The organism is Xenorhabdus sp. Sc-CR9 (genome assembly GCF_963897815.1).
Lineage (GTDB): Bacteria > Pseudomonadota > Gammaproteobacteria > Enterobacterales > Enterobacteriaceae > Xenorhabdus.
Map to the genome: position 1 here is coordinate 16,464 of NZ_CAWQTY010000189.1, position 23,687 is coordinate 40,150.

Below are 23,687 nucleotides of genomic sequence, written 5' to 3' on the forward strand. Positions count from 1 at the left end.
ACGACAGGAATCGGTCCAGTGCGTTATCTACACCCTCTTGACGCGGAACGACAGTTACAGGGTTTTAATCAAGCCCATAAACAACCTTTTTAATTTTCTGAATAATTGCGATTTTACCATATACCATAAGCTGATACTTCAGCTGTTATGTGATTCAATGAAATTAATTTGTAGTTTAGAATAATCCTTTCATGCGGCATGGCATCGAAATTATTTATAGGAGGAAGAGATTTTATTAATTTCCATTCAGTCATTTTATGTCATGCTTAAATTCGTGAGAGAATCATCTATATATCTATCATTAAATTTCGGCATAAAGTGTAGGAAAATAATTTCTATAAGGTGAAGAAATCTATCTATTTTCACTTTTTATCTTAGGAGATGACATGTGTACTCGTATAGTTTATTTAGGTAAAGATGAACAAACCATCACAACAAGAACGATGGATTGGAAATTAGAAATAGAAACAAATTTATGGGTATTTCCACGAGGCATAAACAGGGATGGTATTGCAGGCCCTAATTCTATTAAATGGAAATCTAAATATGGTAGCGTGATTGCATCTGGCTACGATATTTCAACCACAGATGGTATTAACGAAAAAGGTCTTATGGCTAATTTATTATGGTTAGCTGAATCTAAATATCCACAACAAAGTGATAAGCGGCCTGCATTATCAATTTCATTGTGGGCGCAGTATATGCTAGATAATTACGCGACAGTAGCTGAAGCCGTTGAATCACTGGAAAAGTCACCTTTCGTAGTGATGACGGATAACGTGCCGGGTCAAGACCGTTTAGCGACGTTGCATTTATCATTATCAGATGCGAGTGGTGATAGTGCAATTATTGAATATATTGACGGTGAACAAGTGATTCATCATAGCCGTGAATATCAGGTGATGACGAATTCACCAATATATGAAGAGCAATTGGAATGGTACCCGACCCCAGAGGATCTTCCAGGCTTAGAGGATCTTCCAGGCTCCAATAGTTCTAAGGACAGATCTGTTCGCGCTCGAGTCTATATTAATGCTATCAAAAAACAAGAGAACCCCAATAAAGCCGTTGCTGGTGTGTTCAGTGTAATTCGTAACGTTTCGGTTCCTTACGGGTTACAGATAGGCGATTCTCCAGAAATTTCATCAACACGTTGGCGGACATTGGTTGATCATAAACGCCAACTCTATTTCTTTGAGTCTGTACTAACACCGAATATTTTCTGGACAGATCTAAAGAAAATCGATTTCTCAGCCGAAACCGGTAAAGTGAAGAAACTGGAATTAGGTGAGGAGCAAAGCAATATTTTCTCAGGTGATGCTACTAAAGATTATGTTGATAGCGAACCTTTTGAGTTTAGAGGGCTATCTGATGAGCAACTCGATCATTAAATTTTATGGGTACCTGTAGAAGAGCATAAATGCCCCACGGTCTTTAATGCTCTCGGAGTAAAGGCCAAATTAAATCAAGTGAAATAAAAAACGGCATCCGACAGTGGCAGCGTAAAAAGTCAAAATGATTGCTATTGCAGAATAATGCTCTGAGATAACATATATTATTAGTGTACAGAACCACTTAATGTTTATTCGTAAAAGTCCCCTTTCATAGAAGGGGGCATTGATTTCGCCCCAAAGAGGCGCTATGAGTTCAGACTCTGAGTACCTTCACTTCACATCCCTTCCAGCGATAATTGATTGTCCTCTTCTTTCTCAAATAGGGAAATTTATTAAATAGCCGAATAGCTGTTCTACCTTTTATCTTGCTATCGGTAAGGAGTAATCCAGCCATAATTACGGGTGATCTAATGGGTGTCTTAGTGGTGAAGTAGTATGATAGAGAATGAAACCATTTAATATGTAAAATTTATTTAAAATCAAAAAGATGAAATGTAATGAAATCGATAGAAATCACCTAAAATTACCCTTCTAAACCGTAAGTCACAGGTTCAAATTCCGTAGGGTTTTTTCATTAAGCGGTGCTCATTGCGCGGTATCGATGCTATTATGGGCATAATTCAGTCCGATGGGGAATTTTTTTGGTTTGGCGATTAATCAGATTGCTCAATTCGGATTGAGTTCCCTGCCCGTCATCTATTATTTGGAACAGCTATTTAGTATTTTATTTCTAACTATTCGAAATATTTTTAATCACTTTAAAACCATATAAAGGGAATTTATGAAAAGACATATTTTAACACTCACTACAGTTGCCGCTGCCTTGGTTTCTGCTTCAGCTAGCGCGGAATACCAAAGGGGGTTTGCCAATGCCAGCATGAACTACCTTGATTGGAACAACCACACTACACAAAAAACTGGGCAAACCTCCCATAAAGATGACTTTGCCTATTTGGAACTGGAAGGCGGTGCTGATTTCAGCTGGGGAGAGCTATATGGTTTCGCTGATTTAGAAAATCCATTTAACAGTAAAACTGCACAACCGGGTGATAACCAACGTTACACCTTTAAAACAACAAGCCGTTTCTATCTGGGTGATACTGGTTTCAACCTCTATGGTCATGTCTATGGAACCTATTCATTACCAGGCAAAGCAAACGGCGGAAACTTCCATGAAGTCAATACACTCTATGGATTGGGCTATAATACAACGCTTGCAGATTTATGGCTCAAACCGTTTGTCGCCCTGCACTATGTTGACCAAACTTTCTACTCAGGAAATAACGGGTATGTCGTAGGTTGGGTAGCAGGATACGATTTCAACCTGTGGGAACAAAAATTCAGTGTCACAAACTGGAATGAAATTGAGTTGAACCGCAATAAACGTTACGGTAACGGCGGACGCGAAGGCGTGAATGGTGCTATTGCATTATGGTGGACTCCACATTCCTCTTTCACAACCGGCATTCAATACCGCTATGCAGATAATAAATTGGGAGAAGATTTCTGGCAAGATGGCATTGTTTACAGTGTGAAATATAATTTCTAATAACTAATTTTTCACTGGGCAGCTTCTGGCTGCTCATTGTTCCCAAGAAATAATAGTTATCTTATCATTTACGACGCGTATGAAAGTTATTTTTTCTTTTATTTTAATAAAAATTACACTTTAAAAAATAGATAGTTAGACTTCAAAAAATGTCTATTTTGATTTTTTTGATTAGATAACCACTCAAAATTAACCTTTTATTAAATTTAGTATTACATGTGATCCCCCTAGCATAAAAAGCCTACAAGCTAACCTGCTTCCATTACAATTGTTTACACTCCGGTAACCTTACCGTAGAATGCCCCCACTGATGAAACGACAATAAAGCTTTTGTTATCTGGGGTCGCTCAATGAGACTTATGAAATACAAAAAAACTATTGGGTTATCGTCACTATTCGCAGCCATTTTAATGCTAAGTGGTTGCGATATGGTATTGATGAATCCCAAGGGGGCGATCGGCGTTGAGCAAAAAACGCTGATACTAACAGCGTTTGGCCTGATGCTGATCGTTGTTATTCCGGCAATTGTAATGGCAATCATTTTTGCCCTACGTTACCGGGAAGCCAACAAATCTGCCACTTATCGTCCAAACTGGGCACACTCAAATAAAATTGAGTTGGTTGTCTGGACTGTGCCTATTCTGATTATCATCACTTTGGCAACGATTACATGGAAAACGACTCATGAGCTCGATCCATATAAGCCATTGGACAGTGATGTGAAACCGGTAACGATTGAAGTTATTTCGCTTGACTGGAAATGGCTGTTTATCTATCCGGAGCAGGGTATTGCAACTGTAAATGAAATTGTATTCCCTAAAGACGTGCCAATTAACTTCAAAATCACTTCTGACTCTGTGATGAACTCTTTTTTCATCCCACAGTTAGGTGGGCAGATTTATGCAATGGCAGGTATGCAGACCAAACTGCACTTAATTGCTAACTCTGCAGGTAAATACGATGGTTTCTCAGCCAGTTACAGTGGTCATGGTTTCTCCGGCATGAAATTCACTGCAACGGCAGCTGAGGATCGTGCAGGTTTTGAAGAGTGGGTGCAAAAAGTTAAAGCCTCTCCTAAAACCCTGGATACCGTGCAAGCATTCAATGAGTTAGCTAAACCTAGCCAAAACAATCCAGTTGAATACTTCTCAAACGTGAAACCAAAACTGTTCCAAGAAACTATCGCCAAATTTATGGGTGATATGGGTCATACTGGTATGTTTGGTATGTCTGACCATGGTAAATCTGGTCACGAAAAAACAGAACATGGTGAAGCTGCGGGTCATAATATGAATATGAGTCAGCCGGCTCATGCAGGTGTTGAGGAATAAAGACATGTGGGGAAAATTAACACTGGATGCGATCCCATTACATGAACCCATTATTGTGGTGACATTGCTTGGGATCTTACTTGGGGGACTGGCAGTTGTTGGTACCTTAACTTATTTCCGTAAATGGAAATGGCTCTGGAGCGAATGGTTAACCAGCGTTGACCATAAAAAAATTGGTGTCATGTACATCGTCGTTGCCATGGTAATGATGGTTCGTGGTTTCGCTGACGCCATCATGATGCGCGGACAGCAAGCCCTCGCTTCCGCAGGCGAAGCAGGTTTTCTGCCCCCGCACCATTATGACCAGATCTTTACCGCTCACGGCGTTATCATGATCTTCTTTATGGCGATGCCTTTCGTTGTCGGCCTGATGAACATTGTTGTTCCTCTGCAAATCGGCGCACGTGACGTTGCATTCCCATTCTTGAACTCTTTGAGCTTCTGGTTGTTTGTTGTTGGTGTCGCACTCATCAACATCTCTCTGGGGATAGGTGAGTTCGCACAAACTGGTTGGCTGGCATACCCGCCTCTATCCGGTCTGGAATATAATCCTGGAGTTGGGGTTGATTACTGGATATGGAGTCTTCAGCTTTCCGGTGTGGGTACATTATTGACAGGTGTTAACTTCTTCGTGACCATCCTGCGCATGCGTGCCCCAGGTATGTCCATGATGAAACTCCCTGTATTTACCTGGGCTTCATTGTGCACCAACGTACTGATCATTGCTGCGTTCCCAATCCTGACAGTCACTATTGCGTTGTTAACTCTGGATCGTTATCTGGGCACCCATTTCTTTACCAATGATATGGGTGGCAACATGATGATGTACATCAACCTGATTTGGGCTTGGGGTCATCCTGAAGTTTACATTCTGGTTCTGCCAGTATTTGGTATCTTCTCTGAAGTTACTGCAACCTTCTCGAAAAAACGCCTGTTTGGTTACACCTCACTGGTATGGGCGACAATCGTTATTACCATCCTGTCGTTCATTGTATGGTTGCACCACTTCTTTACCATGGGTTCTGGCGCGAACGTTAACGCCTTCTTTGGTATCGCCACAATGATTATCTCGATCCCAACCGGGGTTAAGATCTTCAACTGGCTGTTCACCATGTACCGTGGTCGTATCGAATTCAAAACCCCAATGCTGTGGACTGTCGGCTTCTTGGTCACTTTCTCCATTGGTGGTATGACCGGCGTTCTGCTGGCAGTACCTGGTGCAAACTTCGTTCTGCACAACAGTTTGTTCCTGATTGCTCACTTCCATAACGTAATCATCGGTGGTGTTGTATTCGGTTGCTTCGCAGGTACTACTTACTGGTTCCCGAAAGCGTTTGGTTTCACACTGAATGAGAAATGGGGCGTCCGTGCATTCTGGTTCTGGATCTCTGGCTTCTTCGTTGCCTTCATGCCTCTGTACGCACTGGGCTTCATGGGTATGACCCGTCGTCTGAGCCAAGATATCAATCCAGAATTCCACTCTATGCTGGTTGTTGCAGCTGGCGGTGTAGTCTTAATCGCCTTGGGTATCCTGTGTCAGATTATCCAGTTCTATGTCAGTATCCGTGACCGTGATCAAAACCGCGATCTGACTGGTGACCCATGGGGTGCCCGTACTCTGGAATGGTCAACTTCATCCCCACCTCCGTTCTATAACTTTGCTGAAGTTCCACATATCCAGACTCGTGATGCATGGTGGGATATGAAAGAAAAAGGCACTGAATATAAGCGCCCTGCTAAATATGAAGAAATTCATATGCCTAAAAATACAGGCGCAGGTGTGATTATCAGTGGATTCTGTTTGGTATTAGGCTTTGCTTTGATCTGGCATATCTGGTGGATGGCTATCGCAAGTTTCGCTGGTATCATCATCAGTTGCATCGTGAAAAGCTTTGACGAAGACGTTGATTACTACGTCCCTGTAGCTGAAGTCGAGAAAGTTGAAAATCAGCGTTACGAAGAACTGAGAAAGGCAGGTGTGAAATAATGTCGACTCAAACCCTTAATAACACAGCCGCCCATGACGCTCATGGGCACCACGATACAGGAGCCAACAAAATATTTGGTTTCTGGGTCTACCTGATGAGTGACTTGGTTCTGTTTGCAAGTCTATTCGCTACCTATGCAGTGCTGGTTAATGGCACTGCTGGCGGCCCAACAGGTAAAGATATTTTTGAACTGGATTTTGTTCTAGTCGAGACCTTCTTACTGCTGTTCAGTAGCATCACCTATGGTTTTGCCATGCTGAGCATGAATAAAGGTAAAGTCGCTCAAGTTAACTTGTGGCTATTTGTTACCTTCCTGCTTGGCCTTGGCTTCGTTTCAATGGAAGTGTATGAATTCCATAAATTGATTACGGAAGGTGCTGGTCCTCAAACAAGTGCATTCTTATCCGCATTCTTTGCACTGGTTGCTACTCACGGTCTGCACGTCACTTTCGGCCTGATCTGGATTATCATCCTGATGATTCAAGTTTCACGCCGTGGCCTGACAGATGTGAACCGTATGCGCCTGAACTGCCTGAGCCTGTTCTGGCACTTCCTTGACGTTGTATGGATCTGTGTATTTACTGTCGTTTATCTGATGGGAGCTATGTAATGAGTCATCCAAATACTTCTCATTCCGGCGCCAGCCACGGTAGTTTCAAAACCTATATGATTGGTTTTGTACTGTCAGTCATACTGACCGTGATCCCATTTTGGATGGTGATGGAAGGCACAGCTTCCCACAGCTCAATCCTCGTGACAGTAGTTGCGATGGCTGTCATTCAGATTTTTGTTCATTTTATCTGCTTCCTGCATATGAATACATCGTCTGAAGAGCGTTGGAACCTCGTTGCTTTATCATTCACATTATTGGTCATCGCTATCGTTGTTGTTGGCTCTCTGTGGATTATGTACAACCTGAACATCAATATGATGGTTGATTAAGGGTTGATTTGAATGATTAAGCAATACCTGCAAGTGACCAAACCAGGAATTATTTTCGGGAATCTAATTTCTGTGATTGGTGGTTTTCTACTCGCTTCCAGGGGCGTCATAGATTACCCCTTATTCTTTGCAACGATGGTCGGGGTATCGCTGGTAGTTGCATCAGGTTGTGTATTCAACAACTATATCGACCGCGATATCGACCGTATAATGGAAAGAACAAAAGAAAGGGTCCTTGTGAAAGGGCTTATCGATCCGAAAATCAGCCTGATTTACGCCTCAGTGTTAGGTATTGCTGGCATGGTGCTGCTCTATGTAGCAGCCAATGCATTAGCAATGTGGTTAGCTTTTATCGGATTTGTCATTTATGTCGGGGTTTACAGCCTCTACATGAAACGGAAATCTGTTTATGGCACGCTGGTTGGTAGCTTATCAGGCGCAGCACCACCAGTGATCGGTTACTGTGCAGTAGCGGGTCATTTTGATACAGGCGCGCTGATCCTGTTGTTGATCTTCAGCTTGTGGCAGATGCCCCATTCTTATGCGATTGCTATTTTCAGATTCAAAGATTATCAAGCGGCTAACATTCCAGTATTACCTGTGATTAAAGGTATTTCCGTCGCGAAAAACCACATCACACTGTATATTCTGGCCTTTACCATTGCTACATTGATGCTGACCATTAGTGGCTATGCAGGTTATAAATACCTCATCGTTGCTACTGCGGTGAGCATCTGGTGGCTGGGGATGGCATTATCTGGTTATAAAACCTCTAATGACCGTCTTTGGGCCCGTAGGTTATTTATGTTTTCTATTATTGCTATCATGTCTTTAAGTGTCATGATGTCTGTAGACTCATCAGCATCTCCAGAAAACCTACTGACTTACGTCTGGTAATATCAAAGATGGCGGGCTGAAACCTGCCATCTTTTCCTTTCCTTTATCTCTATTCAATAACAACTGACAGTTACATACATATTTTTTTGTTTGTTGCCATCTAAGTTAAATGTCATATCAGATTTTTTGAGGTATCCATGAACGATAATAAAATGACTCCGCTTGAACTTCGAGCGACATGGGGCTTAGGTTCTGTTTTCTCTCTGCGCATGTTAGGCATGTTCATGGTCTTACCTGTTTTGACGACCTATGGCTTAGAATTACATGGTGCAACTGAAGCACTGATAGGCATTGCCATTGGTATCTACGGCCTGACACAGGCAATTTTTCAAATTCCATTTGGACTTCTTTCAGACAAAATTGGCCGTAAGCCTTTAATCATCGGTGGACTGCTCATTTTTGTATTAGGCAGTATTATTGCCGCATTAAGTGACTCTATCTGGGGTATTATCATCGGACGCGCCCTACAGGGCACAGGGGCAATATCTGCTGCAATCATGGCATTGCTTTCTGACTTAACCCGGGAACAAAACCGAACAAAAGCCATGGCATTTATCGGCATTAGCTTTGGCATAACATTTGCTTTTGCTATCGTTGTCGGCCCGATTATCACTCATCAAATCGGCTTAAATGGGCTGTTTAGTGCAATCGCCGTGCTTGCTGGCTGTGGAATATTTATCACACTATTTGCCGTTCCAAATACACATGAACACTCGCTAAATCGCGAATCAGGGATTGCCCGAGGTAGTTTTAAACGAGTACTCTCTGATCCTCAACTGTTAAAACTTAATTTTGGTATCCTTAGCTTACATACCTTATTGATGTCCAGCTTTGTTGCTCTGCCCCTCATCATGGGAAAAGCAGGTTTTCCAGCAGAACAACACTGGAAAGTGTATTTGGTCACTACGCTTATCTCCTTCGTTGCTGTTTTACCTTTCATTATCTATGCAGAAGTAAAACGCCGAATGAAGCAGGTATTTGTACTTTGCATTGGTATGTTGTTCATTGCTGAAGTTGTTTTATGGTCGCAGAGATCACATCTTTGGGGGATTTTTGTGGGTATTCAAATTTTCTTCCTTGCGTTTAATATTATGGAAGCCATATTACCTTCACTTATCAGCAAAGAAGCACCTGCCGGCTATAAAGGTACAGCAATGGGGGTTTATTCCACTAGCCAATTCCTTGGTGTCGCTTTGGGCGGCACTCTTGGTGGAATGTTGTATGAACTGCAAGGAGCGTCACTGGTATTTATGGGAGGCATTGCACTGACCGCATTTTGGTTCATTATCAGTCTCACATTGCGACAGCCTCCGTATGTCAGCAGCATCAGACTTATTTTACCCAATAAACTCAGCAACCCTGATATCTTAGAACAAAATATATTGGCACAGGCTGGTGTAAAAGATATTGTCATCGTTCCAGAAGAGCTTAGTGCTTATATCAAAGTCGATACAAAACTGACTAATCGAGAGCAATTAGAACAGCTTGTTTTGTCCCATAAATAATTAGCTGTGTTTGTAACGAAGCAAAATTTTCACTGAAAAGGTACGGTGTAGAATAAGCAGTATTAAACACCGTACTCTTCCAGCACTCGTGCGGTGCTTAGTCGCGGAAGTTAGTGAATTGGAAAGGTTGGCCTAATTCAGCACCACGAACCAATGCGATGACACCTTGCAGATCATCGCGAGCTTTACCTGTTACCCGAACTTGCTCGCCCTGAATCTGAGCCTGCACTTTCAGCTTACTGTCTTTAATCAGCTTCACAATCTTCTTCGCCAGCGGTGTATCAATGCCTTGCAACAAGGAGGCTTCTACACTGTATGTTTTGCCGCTGTGAACCATATTTTCAGGAATGTTGAGCACAGAACCATCAATTCCGCGCTTAGAAAATTTTTCACGCAGAATATCAATTAATTGATTCACCTGAAAATCAGATTCACTTGCAATTTTGACTGATTCGCTCTTTTCGTTTAATTCAAAACTCGCATTGATATTGCGGAAATCCCAACGATTGGTTAATTCCCTTTGTGCGTTCTCTACCGCGTTACGCACTTCCTGCATATCAACTTCTGAAACAATATCAAATGATGGCATTGCCCGTCACCTCCTGCTAATCAACAAATCGGCATGATAACTGCTTTCCATTATCGGCAAAAGCTCTATACTCGGGAGGCTTGCGATCTTTTAGAATTTATTCTGTTTTGGGGTCATTTAGCATGAAATTACGATTCGAGGCTTCCATAAAAGTGCTCCTCGAGGAAGAAATATGAAAATAACTGTTCTTGGCTGTGGTTCTATAGGCAAACTATGGCTTGCCGCTTTATCTGAGCAAAAACACGACGTACAAGCATGGCTAAGAGTTCCACAACCATTTATTTCCATTCAGATCGAAAACGCCAACGGGGAGATTTTTCATGAGAAATTTCCGGCCAATAACGAACGACATCTTGCTGAAAGTGAGTTACTCCTGGTTTGTTTAAAATCATGGCGAGTTTCTGACGCTATTAATAACCTTGCCAGCAAGCTTTCTCCTCATTGCCCAATCTTGTTATTACATAATGGAATGGGTTCACAAGAAGAACTTTTGCCTTTACCCAATCCTATTTTACTTGGCGTGACCACTCATGGAGCCTATCAGAAAAATGGCATTGTTTATCACAAATCACAAGGTATCACTCACATTGGTTCAATGACCAATAGTTCAAATAAACTCAGTGAGTTGGCTAATATCATGCATCACGCTCTACCCGATGTGGCCTGGCATAATGAAATATACACCATCTGTTGGATGAAACTTGCCATCAACTGTGTCATTAATCCACTCACAGTCATGTATGATTGCAGAAATGGTGAATTACAGTATCACCGAGCACAAATTCAGTTATTGTGTGATGAAATCCAACAAGTTATGGAGCACGATGATATCCATACGACTAAACAGACACTCATCGATCACGTCATGAATGTGATTGAACAAACATCAGAAAACTACTCATCCATGCTGCAAGATATACGATCACAGCGGCACACAGAAATAGACTACATTACCGGTTTTTTACTGCGTCGAGCACGTATACACGGCCTTCAAATTGCAGAAAATACAGCGATTTATCATTACATTAAGCGTAAGGAGGAAGAATATGAGCGTATCAGCACTCATTTGTCTGGCACACGGTAGTGAAGAAACTGAAGCAGTCACGACTATTGATTTACTTGTTCGAGCCGGAATTAATGTCACCGTCGCCAGTACCGAAACAGATGGTTCCCTCATATTAACCTGCTCACGCGGTGTCAAAATCATGGCTGATGTACCTTTGGTTAACGTGGTTGACGAAGATTTCGATGCCATTATCCTTCCCGGAGGGATAAAAGGTGCAGCATGTTTTCGTGACAGCTTATTAGTAGTAGAAAAAATTCGAATCGCACAAAGTCAGGGAAAAATCATTGCCGCAATCTGTGCATCTCCAGCCATTGTGCTAGAACATCATCAACTTTTCCCCGTCGGGAACATGACTGGCTATCCCGGTATGAAGGATAAAATTGCGCCCGAAAAGTGGATTGATAAACGGGTTTACTTCGATGAAAGAGTTAATTTGCTGACCAGCCAAGGGCCTGCGACTGCTTTTGACTTTGCCTTAAAGCTGATTGAATTATTGAAAGGAAAAGAGAAAGCTGCGGAAGTTGCAGCTCAACTCATATTGCCGCCTGGTGTTAATAATTACCAAAACCTTCAGTAATCATACCGGGTTACTTATATACCCAATAAGCAACCCGATATCTTTAACGACAAATTAAGGCCGATATACCTTCACATTTTCAAAACCTTGTTCACGCAGGTATAGTGCCTGTAAACGGCTCATCATACCTCGCTCGCAATAAAGCAAATACGTTTTCTCTTTTGGCAGATCACCAAACTGAGTGCTCAGTTTATAGAAAGGCAATGATTGGACTTCAATCCCTCCCATACTCAACGGGCGTTCATCCTGTTCATCAGGAGAACGAATATCCAGTAGCACATCATCAGTAGAAAATTCCGTTACCATTTCTACTTCAACAACCTGCTCGCTGCTCTGTTCCGCTATCTGACGAATATCCAGATTCTGAGCTTCACTTATCACCCGCTCTAAGATTTCTAAATCAAAATTATCTTCTTCCGCTTCAATTTTAGCCTTAACGGCTTTCACTGTCGGACTTTTTGAGATCACACCACAAAACTCCGGCATGGTACGAGCGAAATCTTCCGTGCCAATCTCACGAGCCAATTTAATAATGTGCTCTTTATCATGAGAAATCAGAGGACGAAGAATCAACGTATCTGAGGCATTATCAATCAGTCTTAAATTCGTCAAAGTCTGGCTGGAAACCTGCCCTAATGCCTCACCAGTGACAATTGCCTGCACACCGTAGCGCTCTGCAATTTTAGATGCCGCTCTGACCATCATTCTTTTCAGCACGACCCCCATTTGGCCGTCATCCACTTTTTCCAGAATTTCGGCCACAACCGGCTCAAAATTGACGGCAACAAAGCGGACTTTATGTGAACTACCAAAGCGGTTCCACAAATAATGGGCAACCTGTTTCACACCAATCTCATGGGCTGAGCCACCAAGATTGAAGAAACAATAGTGCACCCGGCAACCACGGCGCATCAGCATATAGCTGGAAACGCCGGAGTCAAAGCCACCAGAGATCAGAGACAGTACATCTTCCTGTGTACCAATTGGGAAACCGCCGATCCCTTCATGGCGAGCTTTAACCAGAATCAATGTGTCCTGATCAATCTCCAGATTCACAGTCACATCAGGGTGAGTCAGTTTCACCTTAGCAGATTCAATATGTTGATTCAGCCCGCCGCCGACATAACGTTCGACTTCATTAGAGGTAAAACTGTGTTTGCCACGACGCTTTGCGCGGACACAAAACGTTTTGCCGTGCAATAAATGGCCATATGTTTCATAAGCTTGTTCAAAGATATGATGCAAGTCACGAAAATTTCGTTCTTCCACTTGCAGGATATGGTGAATACCTGGAATACGTGTCAGTGCGTCACAAATTTCCGCACCGAGGTTATCATTTTTAACCCGAACTTCGATATTATCCCAATGGCGAACAACAGCAATGCCCTCTCCAAATGTTTTCAGCACATTACGGATATTGCTGGCAAGAATTTTAATAAAGCGTAACCGGACAGTTTGGCTTTTGATCGTAATTTCTGGGAATAATTTAATGATAAACTTCATAGTAAGATATAGTAGTCATTCAATGTTGAACTATCACAAACAATATCAATGATTGTTCTTAAGTGTTCAGTTAGATTGGGCGCAGAGTATAACATTATCTCACTACATAGCCTTAAGAAATATAGCTGTAAAAAAACAGCGGTAACGCATGATTTATTTTTCTTGGTGTAGTAGGGTACTCTACAATTCTGTAACGAACTTGCTTTGCTGTAATTCGTTAAATAACCATAAGTTAAGCCATTATGTCTAAAGCAAATCAAACATCAGAAACCGAACAGATTCCAACATTTGAAACCGCTCTGAAAGAGCTGGAAGAAATTGTTATTCGGCTGGAATCCGGGGAGCTTCCATTAGAAAATGCGTTAAATGAATTTGAACGCGGTATTCAACTTGCAAGACAAGGGCAGAAAACTCTCCAGCAGGCTGAGCAACGGGTGCAAATTTTATTGAATCATGATGCCCAATTGCCACTTGATGAATTTTCTTCCGATACTGAGTAAATTTATGTCCGTACAATATCAGATCCCTTTTGAAGAACAATTAAAAGATTGCCAGCAACACGTCAATGACAAGTTTCTGGCAATCTTTTCTTCATTACCTTTTTTGAACAGCCCATTAGGCATCGCTATGCAATATGGTGCTGTATTGGGTGGAAAACGACTGCGTCCATTCTTGGTTTACAGCGTGGGCGAGATGTTCGGATACGGCAAAAAGAGTCTTGATGCCGCTGCCCTCGCGATAGAATGTATCCATGCTTATTCTCTTATCCATGATGATTTACCCGCTATGGATAATGATGACTTACGGCGTGGTCAGCCTGCCTGTCATATCAAATTTGGTGAAAGTCAGGCTATTTTGGCAGGCGATGCATTACAGTCATTGGCCTTTGAAATTCTGTCCAAGCAAGAGATGCCAGATGTTGCCTTATCTGATCGTCTGGAAATGATCGCAGAACTGGCAAACGCCAGCGGTTTTGCCGGCATGTGCGGGGGGCAATCACTGGATCTGGAAGCTGAAGGTAAACAAATCGATTTAGCCTCACTGGAACAAATTCACAGACATAAAACGGGCGCATTAATACGCGCTGCTGTCCGGCTGGGAGCTTATAGCGCAGGACACCGTGGTCGTGAAGTACTGCCTTTGCTGGATCAATATGCCCAAGCTATTGGCCTGGCATTTCAGGTACACGATGATATTTTGGATGTCATTGGTAATACAGAGGTAATTGGCAAGCGTCAGGGTAATGACCAGCAACTCGATAAAAGCACCTATCCTGCCTTGTTGGGTCTGGAACAAGCCCAGCAAAAAGCCCGAGATCTGTATGAAGAAGCCATAGCCGCACTTGCTGAGCTGGAAAAACAGTCATATAACACCACAAGCTTAAAGAAACTGGCTAACTTTATCATTGAAAGAAATAACTAAGATATGGGTCATATTAATTACTCATTTAATATGACCCACAAATTATACATAAACATAATAATCACAAAAACGCCTTACGGGGTGAACCCAGCAATTACACACGGATAACATACCCAATGGATTTCAAGAAAGCTGTAATTTGAAGATGACGGGTGTAACAGGGTTCTTAATATTAAACTTCTAACGGGTATACCCAATAGATTCCAAGTTGAAGGGTATATAGCATTTTATACAGGCATAGCATGAGCATTGATATAGCGAAATATCCAACATTGGCTTTGGCTGAAACTCCAGAAGAGCTTCGCCTGCTACCCAAAGACACTTTGCCAAAGTTATGCGATGAACTGCGTCAATTTTTGCTAAATAGTGTCAGTCGTTCCAGTGGCCACTTTGCTTCCGGCCTTGGCTCTATAGAATTAACCGTCGCACTCCACTATGTTTATAAAACACCCTTTGACAATTTAGTTTGGGATGTTGGTCATCAGGCCTATCCACATAAAATTTTGACAGGGCGCCGTGATCGCATTGATACCATTCGCCAAAAAAATGGTCTGCATCCTTTTCCGTGGCGCGAGGAAAGCGAATATGACACTTTATGTGTCGGTCATTCATCCACCTCAATCAGCGCAGGTCTGGGTATGGCAATCGCGGCAAAACACGAAGACAAAGGACGCAAAACAGTTTGTGTTATTGGGGATGGTGCCATCACAGCCGGCATGGCGTTTGAAGCCATGAACCATGCGGGAGATATCGATCCTGATATGCTGGTTATTCTCAATGACAATGAAATGTCCATTTCTGAAAATGTCGGGGCATTGAACAACCATCTGGCACAACTGCTGTCAGGAAAACTGTATACAACCCTGCGTGAAAGTGGCAAAAAAGTCTTTTCCAATCTGCCTCCTATCAAAGAATTGCTGAAGAAAACCGAAGAACATCTCAAAGGCATGGTTGTACCGGGAACTCTGTTTGAAGAACTTGGCTTTAACTATATCGGGCCTGTTGATGGTCATGATGTACTCGCCCTGACCCAGACCCTGAAAAATATGCGTGATCTGAAAGGACCGCAATTCCTGCATATAATGACCAAAAAAGGTCGTGGTTATGCACCTGCGGAAAAAGATCCCATTAGTTGGCATGCAGTACCAAAATTCGATCCTGCTACTGGCTCCCTGCCTAAAAGCGCAGATACTCGCCCGACATTCTCCAAGATCTTCGGTGACTGGCTGTGTGAAGAAGCTGATCAGGATAAAAAACTGATGGCAATCACCCCAGCTATGCGAGAAGGTTCCGGCATGGTGCGTTTCTCCCGCGAATATCCTGAACAATATTTTGATGTTGCAATTGCTGAACAACATGCTGTTACCTTTGCTGCAGGTTTGGCTATCGGTGGTTACAAGCCGATTGTCGCCATCTATTCCACCTTCCTGCAACGTGCTTATGATCAGGTTATCCACGATATCGCCATCCAAAACCTGCCTGTATTGTTTGCCATTGACCGTGGCGGCATTGTTGGTGCAGATGGGCAGACCCACCAAGGCGCATTTGATCTCTCATTCCTGCGTTGTATCCCGAATATGGTGGTTATGGCTCCCAGCGATGAAAATGAATGTCGCCAAATGCTGCATACAGGGCATCACTATCAAGAAGGCCCAGCTGCCGTTCGTTATCCTCGCGGCACAGGAACAGGCGCTGAATTCCAGCCGTTGGAGGCATTACCCATTGGCAAAGGCATAATCCGCCGTCAGGGAGAGCGCATTGCAATCCTGAACTTTGGTACATTGCTACCCTATGCACTGCAAGCAGCCGAAAATCTGAATGCAACTGTTGTCGATATGCGTTTTGTTAAACCGCTGGATAAAGAACTGACGCTTGAGATGGCAGCCAGCCACAATTTACTGGTGACCCTGGAAGAAAACGCCATCATGGGCGGCGCGGGTAGTGGTGTTAACGAGCTTTTGATGCAGGAGAAACAGTCAGTTCCGGTATTAAATCTTGGTTTACCAGATTATTTTATCCCACAAGGAACACAACAAGAGCTGCACGCTGATTTAGGATTGGATGCAGCGGGCATTCAAAATAGCATCAAGAAGTATTTGGCTAAATAATCTCTAATATCGGATGAATGTTTCTATTAAATATTCATCCGTCTTTCTCCCCCATTTCAACATTTATCCCTGCCAAATTTTTCTATTCCAAATATCTTATTTGCCATATGTATCACGCTGGATACTTTCGAAAAAACAGTCATTAATATCAATATTTGATATATCAATTTCGTAAATACCCTCCGACCTCTCAAACTAAAAACATTAATTTGATTAAAAACAAATACGATGATAACCATAGCATTTAAATGGTTATTGGTTTATTTGGTTAAGCAATAAGAAACATTAAATAAAATTAATAAAAATTAAGGAACTATGATGAATAATATCAATGTCGTATCCCATTCTCAGGAACACCTTTCCAGATTTAATGGAAATTGGTCTGACTGGCGCTGGCAGCAAAAAAACGCATTACGTGATGAAAAGGCTTTACGTACCGCCTGTGGTGGATGGAATGATGAAGTAACTCAACGTATTCAGAAAAATTTGCAGGGTCAGAAAATGCAAATCACGCCCTACTATCTCAGCAGAATTCTAGCCACCAGCCAATCTGACGATATCACGATAAATCCACTCTGGCGGCAAGTGGTTCCATTCTGGAATGAAGAAAAACTCAATGGCTATGATGGTGAATCCGAGAACTGGGAACTCAATGAAGAGATGAAAACCCCCATCTGCCAGCATAAATATGACAATCGCGTAATTTTGCGAATGGTGAATGCCTGTAACTCTTACTGTCAATTCTGCTTTGAAGCATTACGGACATTAAAGGTCGATTCAGGTAAATCAAATGCAGGCCGTAGTTCCTTTCAACAATCCCTCGACTACATCAAAAATACACCTTCGGTGGAAGAAGTGATCTTAAGCGGCGGCGATCCCTTGATGCTGACAGATAACAAATTAGATGAATCGTTAGCCGCTATCAGGGAAATAAGGGAAGACTTGCTAATCCGCGTTCATTCCCGAGCACTGACATTTAATCCATACCGTATTACCGATGCCCTCATAGAGACATTAAAAAAGCATCACATCAATGCCTTTGGCGTCCATATCTGTCATCCACTTGAGCTAAGTGAAGAATTTCAAGCTGCCGTGCGCCGTATCCAAAGTGTCGTACCAATCGTATTTTCCAATATGCCCTTCCTGTGCGGTATCAATGATAGTGAAGAGACTCTCCATAAACTGTTTATCGATCTGTACCGTATGGGAGTGAAACCCTATTACCTCTACCATTTTATGCCTTTTTCTCCCGGTTCTTCAGAATATAAAGCCTCAATTAATGATGCCATCGCCATCATGAGCAAGCTCAAGCGTCGAGTTTCCAATATTGCCTTACCGGAATACGTCTTGCCACATATGAAAGGTAAATTCACCGTACCTTTATTCACGAATCCAGAAGAGATGCCTTATTTTGAAATCATCAATGACAAACGTTATTACCGCTTTACCAACTGGCGAAATGAACAATGCGAATGGCTGGATAACTAAGTTACCTATTAATTTTCAAATAATTATAAAACTTATTTATTTCAAGGAGTTCAAATGAAACCAAATGCAATTTTGTTTGTTGATATTGATGATGCCAAAATTCCTCACTATAACTATCGGGAAGCTCATTTTATCGCAGCAAAACAGATGGGAATGAAGTGCCTAACAGCAGCGCTCGAAAGCCGCCGACATACAGAGCGCCTTTTCGCTGACAGCGATGCTGTTTTCTATCTGGAATCGCTGACACAGGAAGCCTTACAAAGGCTAATCACCACATTACAACAAAGCTATACTCTGTCAGCTATTTTCTGCCATGCAGGTCATGCTTCCGCCAGTGGTCAAATTGGTTATACCGTCGCCAAAATATGCCAACAACTAAAATTACCTCACGCATCTCCAACTTCAGTTACAACCTGTAACAACAAATTCTTGATGCGTCAGGCTCTGCAAAAACATGGTATCAGATCAATACGTCATGCGCTGTGTCACACTAAAGAAGAGCTACGTTTACAAGCAGATAGAGTTGGCTATCCTCTGATTGCCAAACCACCGTTTGGGGCGGGTTCAGCCTTTATCAAAAAATGCCATGACTGGGCTGAACTTCAAACTCATTACGATACATTTACCGCTCACTATACCCACTCGATTTACATCGACTTTATGGGAGATACACAAGAATACACTACCTTAGAAGGTAAAAGGCATATTAGTATTCCAGGCCAAAGCCTGCTATTGGAAGAATATCTAGATGGCATTGAAGGCACTGTTGAATGTGTCATGAGCCAGCATAAAGTACATCCGGTATTGATTAATGAGAAACTGATTCTTACAGAGAAAGAAAACACCGTACTGGAAAACCTGCTGATTTGCCCGCCAGTCTCTTTTTCTCCTGCCGAGCAAGAACAAATCAGAGACTATGCCATAGCTTGTATAAAAGCGGTTGGTTTGAACAATGCGATTGCTCACCTTGAATTCCGTATGACCGGGGATGGCCCTATTGTCATTGAAATTAATCCACGCCTTGGTGGATTATTTGTCAATTCAGCCTTCCGTGATATTGCTAAGTTAGATCCATACCAGCTATATCTTTCTATCCTTTTACAAAAACAAGACATTGATACACAGATAAGCTTCGCTCAACAACAGGCTGCATCGATTAAACAACATTATTCAATGTTAGCTATATATCCGGAAAAAAGCGGGCATTTTCAAGGTATTGAAAATATCGAACACATGAAAAACCATCCTAATGTGATCGAATGCATTCCCCAACCCGCAGGCTACTACATCAATGCGAAAACCGAAGAACATTACCTGCTCAAATGCTGGGCAAAAGTCGACAATTCTTCGGGTGCTCATGCACTACACCAAGAAATGCTCGAGCACGTAAAACCCATTATCGTCCCTATTCCATAAGGTACCCAGAATATGCAAATTGCAGATATATCGGCACGTTTGATGAATGAGCATTATTGCCACATTCCTCATTTCAGCGAATTGATTTCCTTTGCTCCAAAGGCGATGAAAACGTTCAAAGATCATTGGAATAACCTGGCCTTAGACCAAAACTTTAAAGACTATACTCATAGGGAAAGGCGTATCCTGCGCTATTATTATCATCCTGCTCAAAAAAATCCGCTTCAACTCAATCTGGACACTGAATATCGCTCATCCATCACCTATGATATTCAATATAAACAAGGTGTTAATCAACTCAGTTATGCTGAAGAGGTATTCATCACTGATCCCATCATGCAGCACATACTTGCAACAGACATTACGATTTTAGGTGATCAATTAACGAGGGAAAACCTCTACGCAATTGATATTCACCAATTTCGCGTAAAAGCACAGGCCGGTAACGAAAGTCCGACAACCTCCGGTATTCACCAAGACGGTCAGGATTGGATCTTTATGCACTTTATCCAAAGCCACAATACCGAACCGGTGATTTCCGAAGTTCACGCAACAGAATATGAAGCTCCGCCCTTGTTACATTGCGCTATGGGACACTTTCTTGAAACACTCGCAATAAACGATAAACAACTTTATCATCAAGCAAGCAATGTTCGGCAAATATCTCCTACAAACGCGGCTTTTCGGGATCTATTGCTGGTGACTTTCCGGCAGCTTCCTGAACAACAAGAGAGCTAATAATAATGTCAAGCCAGGAAAATAGTTTGAATTTGCGTTGGTCTGGTCTTAATGCCTTATTTATCGTCAGTGCCCGATTCGTCTCCGATTTTGGCGCATTCCTGAATATGGTGGCGCTCTCCACCTATGTATATCTGCTCAGTAACAGCGTCATGCACGTCAGTATTTTTCTTGCCTGTCGCGTTGCGGGCGGCATTATTGCCAGCTTGATCGGAACCCCATTTTTCAGACGATTTGCGGGAAGATGGCCGCTGGTCTTTTTTGATCTCGTGCGCGTCATTTTACTATCCCTGTTATTGGTGATCCCTGTTTCGCAACAATTATCGATCTTACCAGTGATCGCCTTCGGGATTGGCTTAGGCAACTCCATGTTCGCTATCGGACTAAACAGCCAACTACCCTACTGGGTACATGCTTCCCAACGTATTTCAACAAACTCCTGGCTAACCTCCGTTGCTGCAACGGGGGCCGTATTTGGCAGTCTGGTTTCAGGGTTACTGGTCGCAAGCAGCGGTTATGAAATAGTATTTATCGTTAATATTATCACTTACCTGCTGGCTGCGATCCTGATAATGCCCCTGCGTTTCCTTTCCTTACCGGAGAAGAAAAACTCAAGAGAACTTGGTAATGAATGGAGAAATTTACGCCAAGGTTTACGTAGTGTGCCAATGCTGGCAGGAATGCTGTTCCTCAGTCTGGCTGACACACTGGGCAGCGCCGCCCATAACGTGGGTTTCCCCATTATCTCAAAACTCCTTACCCCCGATAACGCCAGTACCACAATGGGATTATTACTGGCGACATGGGCGATAGGGAAATTCAGTGGCGCGCGATTAGCGAGCTATTTACTGCGTAGCCGCGATCTACTAAAAATGGAGAAACTTTTCTTTATCGGCGTTGCCCTGATGTCGACAGGATTTATCCTTACCTTCCAGCAAAGCAGCATATTCTGGTTGCTACTATTTGCCATCTGGGCAGGAATTGGAGATGGAATTGCAGAGGTCAGCCTGATATCCCGAGCGCAAAGCGAACCGGAAAGTTTACGCCTGCCGATTTTTAGCTTGCTGACATTATTACAAATGACTGGCTTTGGAATAGGAATGCTACTGGTCGCACCATTCTACGTCTGGCTGCCACCTTCCATAGTAATCCTGATATTCCACGGCTTGCCACTGACAGTATTGGTACTGACTTTATTGTGGATGCGACGAGTTACTGCAAACAAAGTTTAAAGGTTGAAAGTTGAATAATCAGCACCAAAATCCTCTTTAACATATCTGGTTTCATCCTCAGGATATGTGACATTGACGATATATTAATAAATAATCATGGCTGAAATGTTTTGGTTTTCTAATAAATTGCTATACTCAGAAGATTACGTACAACTGAAACGGAGTTAATTATGTTAAGTAATAGAGCTGCAAGAAGGTTGTTGGGTTTGTCTTATAAAGTCAGTAACTCTAAATGCAGAGTAAAAATTTCTCTTCTTAATCCTGCTTCCAGTGATAGCACAGATCAACTACCTGAACATTTAATCAATTCTTCTTTTGTTGCCATGAAACGAGATAAAACGTCAGGGAAAACTACGTATCACACTGGAAGTGCTTTTTATCCTGCATATCTGAATGCTCATCGATAAATCTGCCTATTTTTATTCCGTCCACGTATTACAACTAAAAAAATCACTGTAAAAACGTAAACGCGATAAAAGCTGAACCGCCCATATTAAGGGCGGTTCGAGGGGTATTTCAAATTTCAGCTAAGTAAATAATCAGTCATTTGCGACGCCATGTTGTTCCCTGTGGGCCGTCTTCCAGTTCTATTCCCATTTCATTTAACTGGTCACGCGCCACATCTGCCAATGCCCACTCTTTATTTTTACGAGCATCATTACGCTGTTTGATCAGCGCTTCAATTTGAGCAATATCATCGTCCGCTTGTGCCCCGCCCTGCAAGAAGTGTTCTGGCTTTTGTTCCAAAAGGCCAAGAACTCCCGACAGCTTACGCAGTTCAGCCGCCAGACCATTTGCCGCAGCCATACTTTCTGTCTTCAAGCGGTTGATTTCACGAGCCATATCAAACAAGACTGAATATGCTTCCGGCGTGTTGAAATCATCATTCATTGCTTCAATGAAACGCGCTTCAAACGTTTCTCCACCAGCAGGCTGAACCGTTATATCTGTACCGCGCAGGGAGGTATAGAGACGCTCAAGGGCAGTACGTGCCTGTTTCAGGTTCTCTTCCGTGTAGTTCAACTGGCTGCGATAGTGACCGGACAGTAAGAAGTAACGCACCGTTTCAGCATCGTAATATTTCAGCACGTCACGGATAGTAAAAAAGTTATTCAGTGATTTGGACATTTTTTCTCTATCCACCATGACCATGCCAGAATGCATCCAGTAATTGACGTAAGGGCCGTCATAAGCACAAGTAGACTGCGCAATTTCATTTTCATGATGCGGGAACATCAAATCAGAACCACCACCGTGGATATCAAAATGGTGACCAAGCGCCTTACCGTTCATGGCAGAACATTCAATATGCCAACCCGGGCGGCCTGCACCCCACGGAGATTCCCAGCTAGGTTCACCCGGCTTGGACATTTTCCACAATACGAAATCCATTGGGTTACGTTTTACATCTGCGACTTCAACACGTGCCCCAGCTTGTAATTGTTCTAAATCCTGACGGGAAAGCAGGCCGTAAACAGGATTGGTATCAATGGAAAACATCACATCGCCATTAGTGGCAATATAAGCATGTCTGCGCTTAACCAGCTCTTCGGTGATTTCAATAATTTCGGATATATGATGTGTCGCACGAGGTTCTGAATCTGGGCGCAAGATATTCAGCGCATCAAAGTCACTGTGCATTTCTGCCAACATGCGTGTGGTCAAATCGTCGCAGCTTTCATTGTTTTCAATTGCACGCTTGATAATTTTGTCATCTACGTCAGTAACGTTACGAACATAGGTCAGATCGTACCCCAAGTAACGCAGATAACGGGTAATCACGTCAAATGCAACAAACGTTCTACCGTGACCAATATGACACAAGTCATAAATGGTGATGCCACACACGTACATGCCCACTTTTCCTTCATGGATCGGCTTAAATTCTTCTTTTTGGCGGCTGAGAGTATTGAAAATTTTTAGCATCAGTGGGTTTTCCGTA

General features: G+C 42.6%; 21 protein-coding genes. 18 read left to right on the top strand and 3 right to left on the bottom strand.

Annotated elements, in window-relative coordinates; genetic code table 11:
- Nucleotides 1-386 precede the first annotated feature (386 nt).
- From AACQ81_RS13165 to AACQ81_RS13200, 8 genes are all read left to right on the top strand, one after another.
- Nucleotides 387-1,391, top strand: a complete 1,005-nt coding sequence (locus tag AACQ81_RS13165; protein WP_272902971.1) for a linear amide C-N hydrolase — start codon at nucleotides 387-389, stop codon at nucleotides 1,389-1,391.
- A 784-nt stretch (nucleotides 1,392-2,175) separates the two neighbouring features.
- A complete protein-coding gene (locus tag AACQ81_RS13170; RefSeq protein WP_237385470.1) occupies nucleotides 2,176-2,943 on the top strand; it encodes a nucleoside-specific channel-forming Tsx family protein in 768 nt (255 codons plus the stop codon).
- A 350-nt stretch (nucleotides 2,944-3,293) separates the two neighbouring features.
- The gene (gene cyoA, locus AACQ81_RS13175) at nucleotides 3,294-4,274 is read left to right on the top strand and encodes a cytochrome o ubiquinol oxidase subunit II (protein ID WP_237385471.1); all 981 of its coding nucleotides are present in this window, start codon (nucleotides 3,294-3,296) and stop codon (nucleotides 4,272-4,274) included.
- Between the two features lie 4 nt (nucleotides 4,275-4,278).
- A complete protein-coding gene (cyoB, locus tag AACQ81_RS13180) occupies nucleotides 4,279-6,261 on the top strand; it encodes a cytochrome o ubiquinol oxidase subunit I (RefSeq protein ID WP_237385472.1) in 1,983 nt (660 codons plus the stop codon).
- A complete protein-coding gene (locus tag AACQ81_RS13185; protein WP_237385473.1) occupies nucleotides 6,261-6,872 on the top strand; it encodes a cytochrome o ubiquinol oxidase subunit III in 612 nt (203 codons plus the stop codon). Before cyoB ends, AACQ81_RS13185 begins: the two co-directional genes overlap by 1 nt.
- The gene (locus tag AACQ81_RS13190; RefSeq protein WP_237385474.1) at nucleotides 6,872-7,204 is read left to right on the top strand and encodes a cytochrome o ubiquinol oxidase subunit IV; all 333 of its coding nucleotides are present in this window, start codon (nucleotides 6,872-6,874) and stop codon (nucleotides 7,202-7,204) included. Before AACQ81_RS13185 ends, AACQ81_RS13190 begins: the two co-directional genes overlap by 1 nt.
- A gap of 12 nt (nucleotides 7,205-7,216) precedes the next feature.
- Nucleotides 7,217-8,101 carry a heme o synthase gene (gene cyoE / locus AACQ81_RS13195; protein ID WP_237385475.1) on the top strand — a complete coding sequence of 295 codons (885 nt, stop codon included), beginning with the start codon at nucleotides 7,217-7,219 and terminating at the stop codon, nucleotides 8,099-8,101.
- Between the two features lie 137 nt (nucleotides 8,102-8,238).
- A complete protein-coding gene (locus tag AACQ81_RS13200; protein ID WP_237385476.1) occupies nucleotides 8,239-9,606 on the top strand; it encodes an MFS transporter in 1,368 nt (455 codons plus the stop codon).
- A 97-nt stretch (nucleotides 9,607-9,703) separates the two neighbouring features.
- On the opposite strand, the gene AACQ81_RS13205 is transcribed toward AACQ81_RS13200, so the two are convergent.
- The gene (locus AACQ81_RS13205) at nucleotides 9,704-10,195 is read right to left on the bottom strand and encodes a YajQ family cyclic di-GMP-binding protein (protein ID WP_237385477.1); all 492 of its coding nucleotides are present in this window, start codon (nucleotides 10,193-10,195) and stop codon (nucleotides 9,704-9,706) included.
- 172 nt (nucleotides 10,196-10,367) lie between these two features.
- Here AACQ81_RS13205 and panE point away from each other — a divergent pair, with 172 nt between their 5' ends.
- Both panE and yajL read left to right on the top strand, forming a co-directional pair.
- Nucleotides 10,368-11,279 (top strand): 2-dehydropantoate 2-reductase, encoded by a 912-nt coding sequence (gene panE, locus AACQ81_RS13210; protein ID WP_237385478.1) that lies wholly within the window; start codon nucleotides 10,368-10,370, stop codon nucleotides 11,277-11,279.
- Entirely contained in the window at nucleotides 11,242-11,838 is a 597-nt protein-coding gene (gene yajL / locus AACQ81_RS13215) for a protein deglycase YajL (RefSeq protein ID WP_237385479.1), read from the top strand. Before panE ends, yajL begins: the two co-directional genes overlap by 38 nt.
- A 54-nt stretch (nucleotides 11,839-11,892) precedes the next feature.
- On the opposite strand, the gene thiI is transcribed toward yajL, so the two are convergent.
- Nucleotides 11,893-13,341 (bottom strand): tRNA uracil 4-sulfurtransferase ThiI, encoded by a 1,449-nt coding sequence (gene thiI / locus AACQ81_RS13220; RefSeq protein ID WP_237385480.1) that lies wholly within the window; start codon nucleotides 13,339-13,341, stop codon nucleotides 11,893-11,895.
- Between the two features lie 242 nt (nucleotides 13,342-13,583).
- On the opposite strand from thiI, the gene xseB reads away from it, so the two are divergent.
- From xseB to sra, 8 genes are all read left to right on the top strand, one after another.
- Nucleotides 13,584-13,841, top strand: a complete 258-nt coding sequence (gene xseB, locus AACQ81_RS13225; RefSeq protein WP_237385481.1) for an exodeoxyribonuclease VII small subunit — start codon at nucleotides 13,584-13,586, stop codon at nucleotides 13,839-13,841.
- Between the two features lie 4 nt (nucleotides 13,842-13,845).
- Nucleotides 13,846-14,763 (top strand): (2E,6E)-farnesyl diphosphate synthase, encoded by a 918-nt coding sequence (gene ispA, locus AACQ81_RS13230; protein WP_237385482.1) that lies wholly within the window; start codon nucleotides 13,846-13,848, stop codon nucleotides 14,761-14,763.
- Nucleotides 14,764-15,005: 242 nt separating this feature from the next.
- On the top strand, nucleotides 15,006-16,871 hold the full coding sequence (gene dxs / locus AACQ81_RS13235; protein WP_237385483.1) for a 1-deoxy-D-xylulose-5-phosphate synthase: 1,866 nt from the start codon (nucleotides 15,006-15,008) through the stop codon (nucleotides 16,869-16,871).
- A gap of 315 nt (nucleotides 16,872-17,186) precedes the next feature.
- Nucleotides 17,187-18,359, top strand: coding sequence for a KamA family radical SAM protein (locus tag AACQ81_RS13240; protein WP_339353444.1), 1,173 nt, complete (start codon nucleotides 17,187-17,189; stop codon nucleotides 18,357-18,359).
- 54 nt (nucleotides 18,360-18,413) lie between these two features.
- On the top strand, nucleotides 18,414-19,775 hold the full coding sequence (locus AACQ81_RS13245) for an ATP-grasp domain-containing protein (protein ID WP_237385485.1): 1,362 nt from the start codon (nucleotides 18,414-18,416) through the stop codon (nucleotides 19,773-19,775).
- Between the two features lie 12 nt (nucleotides 19,776-19,787).
- Nucleotides 19,788-20,513, top strand: coding sequence for a 2OG-Fe dioxygenase family protein (locus AACQ81_RS13250; RefSeq protein ID WP_237385486.1), 726 nt, complete (start codon nucleotides 19,788-19,790; stop codon nucleotides 20,511-20,513).
- A 5-nt stretch (nucleotides 20,514-20,518) separates the two neighbouring features.
- On the top strand, nucleotides 20,519-21,745 hold the full coding sequence (locus AACQ81_RS13255) for an MFS transporter (RefSeq protein ID WP_237385487.1): 1,227 nt from the start codon (nucleotides 20,519-20,521) through the stop codon (nucleotides 21,743-21,745).
- Between the two features lie 170 nt (nucleotides 21,746-21,915).
- On the top strand, nucleotides 21,916-22,152 hold the full coding sequence (sra, locus tag AACQ81_RS13260) for a stationary-phase-induced ribosome-associated protein (RefSeq protein WP_237385488.1): 237 nt from the start codon (nucleotides 21,916-21,918) through the stop codon (nucleotides 22,150-22,152).
- Between the two features lie 136 nt (nucleotides 22,153-22,288).
- Here sra and cysS read toward each other — a convergent pair whose 3' ends face one another.
- Entirely contained in the window at nucleotides 22,289-23,671 is a 1,383-nt protein-coding gene (cysS, locus tag AACQ81_RS13265) for a cysteine--tRNA ligase (protein ID WP_237385489.1), read from the bottom strand.
- Nucleotides 23,672-23,687: the final 16 nt, after the last annotated feature.

Excerpts from the sequence above, each read along its gene's own strand:
- AACQ81_RS13165 (WP_272902971.1), top strand. The coding sequence starts at position 387 with ATGTGTACTCGTATAGTTTATTTAGGTAAAGATGAACAAACCATCACA.
- AACQ81_RS13170 (WP_237385470.1), top strand. The coding sequence starts at position 2,176 with ATGAAAAGACATATTTTAACACTCACTACAGTTGCCGCTGCCTTGGTT.
- cyoA (WP_237385471.1), top strand. The coding sequence starts at position 3,294 with ATGAGACTTATGAAATACAAAAAAACTATTGGGTTATCGTCACTATTC.
- cyoB (WP_237385472.1), top strand. The coding sequence starts at position 4,279 with ATGTGGGGAAAATTAACACTGGATGCGATCCCATTACATGAACCCATT.
- AACQ81_RS13185 (WP_237385473.1), top strand. The coding sequence starts at position 6,261 with ATGTCGACTCAAACCCTTAATAACACAGCCGCCCATGACGCTCATGGG.
- AACQ81_RS13190 (WP_237385474.1), top strand. The coding sequence starts at position 6,872 with ATGAGTCATCCAAATACTTCTCATTCCGGCGCCAGCCACGGTAGTTTC.
- cyoE (WP_237385475.1), top strand. The coding sequence starts at position 7,217 with ATGATTAAGCAATACCTGCAAGTGACCAAACCAGGAATTATTTTCGGG.
- AACQ81_RS13200 (WP_237385476.1), top strand. The coding sequence starts at position 8,239 with ATGAACGATAATAAAATGACTCCGCTTGAACTTCGAGCGACATGGGGC.
- AACQ81_RS13205 (WP_237385477.1), bottom strand. The coding sequence starts at position 10,195 with ATGCCATCATTTGATATTGTTTCAGAAGTTGATATGCAGGAAGTGCGT.
- panE (WP_237385478.1), top strand. The coding sequence starts at position 10,368 with ATGAAAATAACTGTTCTTGGCTGTGGTTCTATAGGCAAACTATGGCTT.
- yajL (WP_237385479.1), top strand. The coding sequence starts at position 11,242 with ATGAGCGTATCAGCACTCATTTGTCTGGCACACGGTAGTGAAGAAACT.
- thiI (WP_237385480.1), bottom strand. The coding sequence starts at position 13,341 with ATGAAGTTTATCATTAAATTATTCCCAGAAATTACGATCAAAAGCCAA.
- xseB (WP_237385481.1), top strand. The coding sequence starts at position 13,584 with ATGTCTAAAGCAAATCAAACATCAGAAACCGAACAGATTCCAACATTT.
- ispA (WP_237385482.1), top strand. The coding sequence starts at position 13,846 with ATGTCCGTACAATATCAGATCCCTTTTGAAGAACAATTAAAAGATTGC.
- dxs (WP_237385483.1), top strand. The coding sequence starts at position 15,006 with ATGAGCATTGATATAGCGAAATATCCAACATTGGCTTTGGCTGAAACT.
- AACQ81_RS13240 (WP_339353444.1), top strand. The coding sequence starts at position 17,187 with ATGATGAATAATATCAATGTCGTATCCCATTCTCAGGAACACCTTTCC.
- AACQ81_RS13245 (WP_237385485.1), top strand. The coding sequence starts at position 18,414 with ATGAAACCAAATGCAATTTTGTTTGTTGATATTGATGATGCCAAAATT.
- AACQ81_RS13250 (WP_237385486.1), top strand. The coding sequence starts at position 19,788 with ATGCAAATTGCAGATATATCGGCACGTTTGATGAATGAGCATTATTGC.
- AACQ81_RS13255 (WP_237385487.1), top strand. The coding sequence starts at position 20,519 with ATGTCAAGCCAGGAAAATAGTTTGAATTTGCGTTGGTCTGGTCTTAAT.
- sra (WP_237385488.1), top strand. The coding sequence starts at position 21,916 with ATGTTAAGTAATAGAGCTGCAAGAAGGTTGTTGGGTTTGTCTTATAAA.
- cysS (WP_237385489.1), bottom strand. The coding sequence starts at position 23,671 with ATGCTAAAAATTTTCAATACTCTCAGCCGCCAAAAAGAAGAATTTAAG.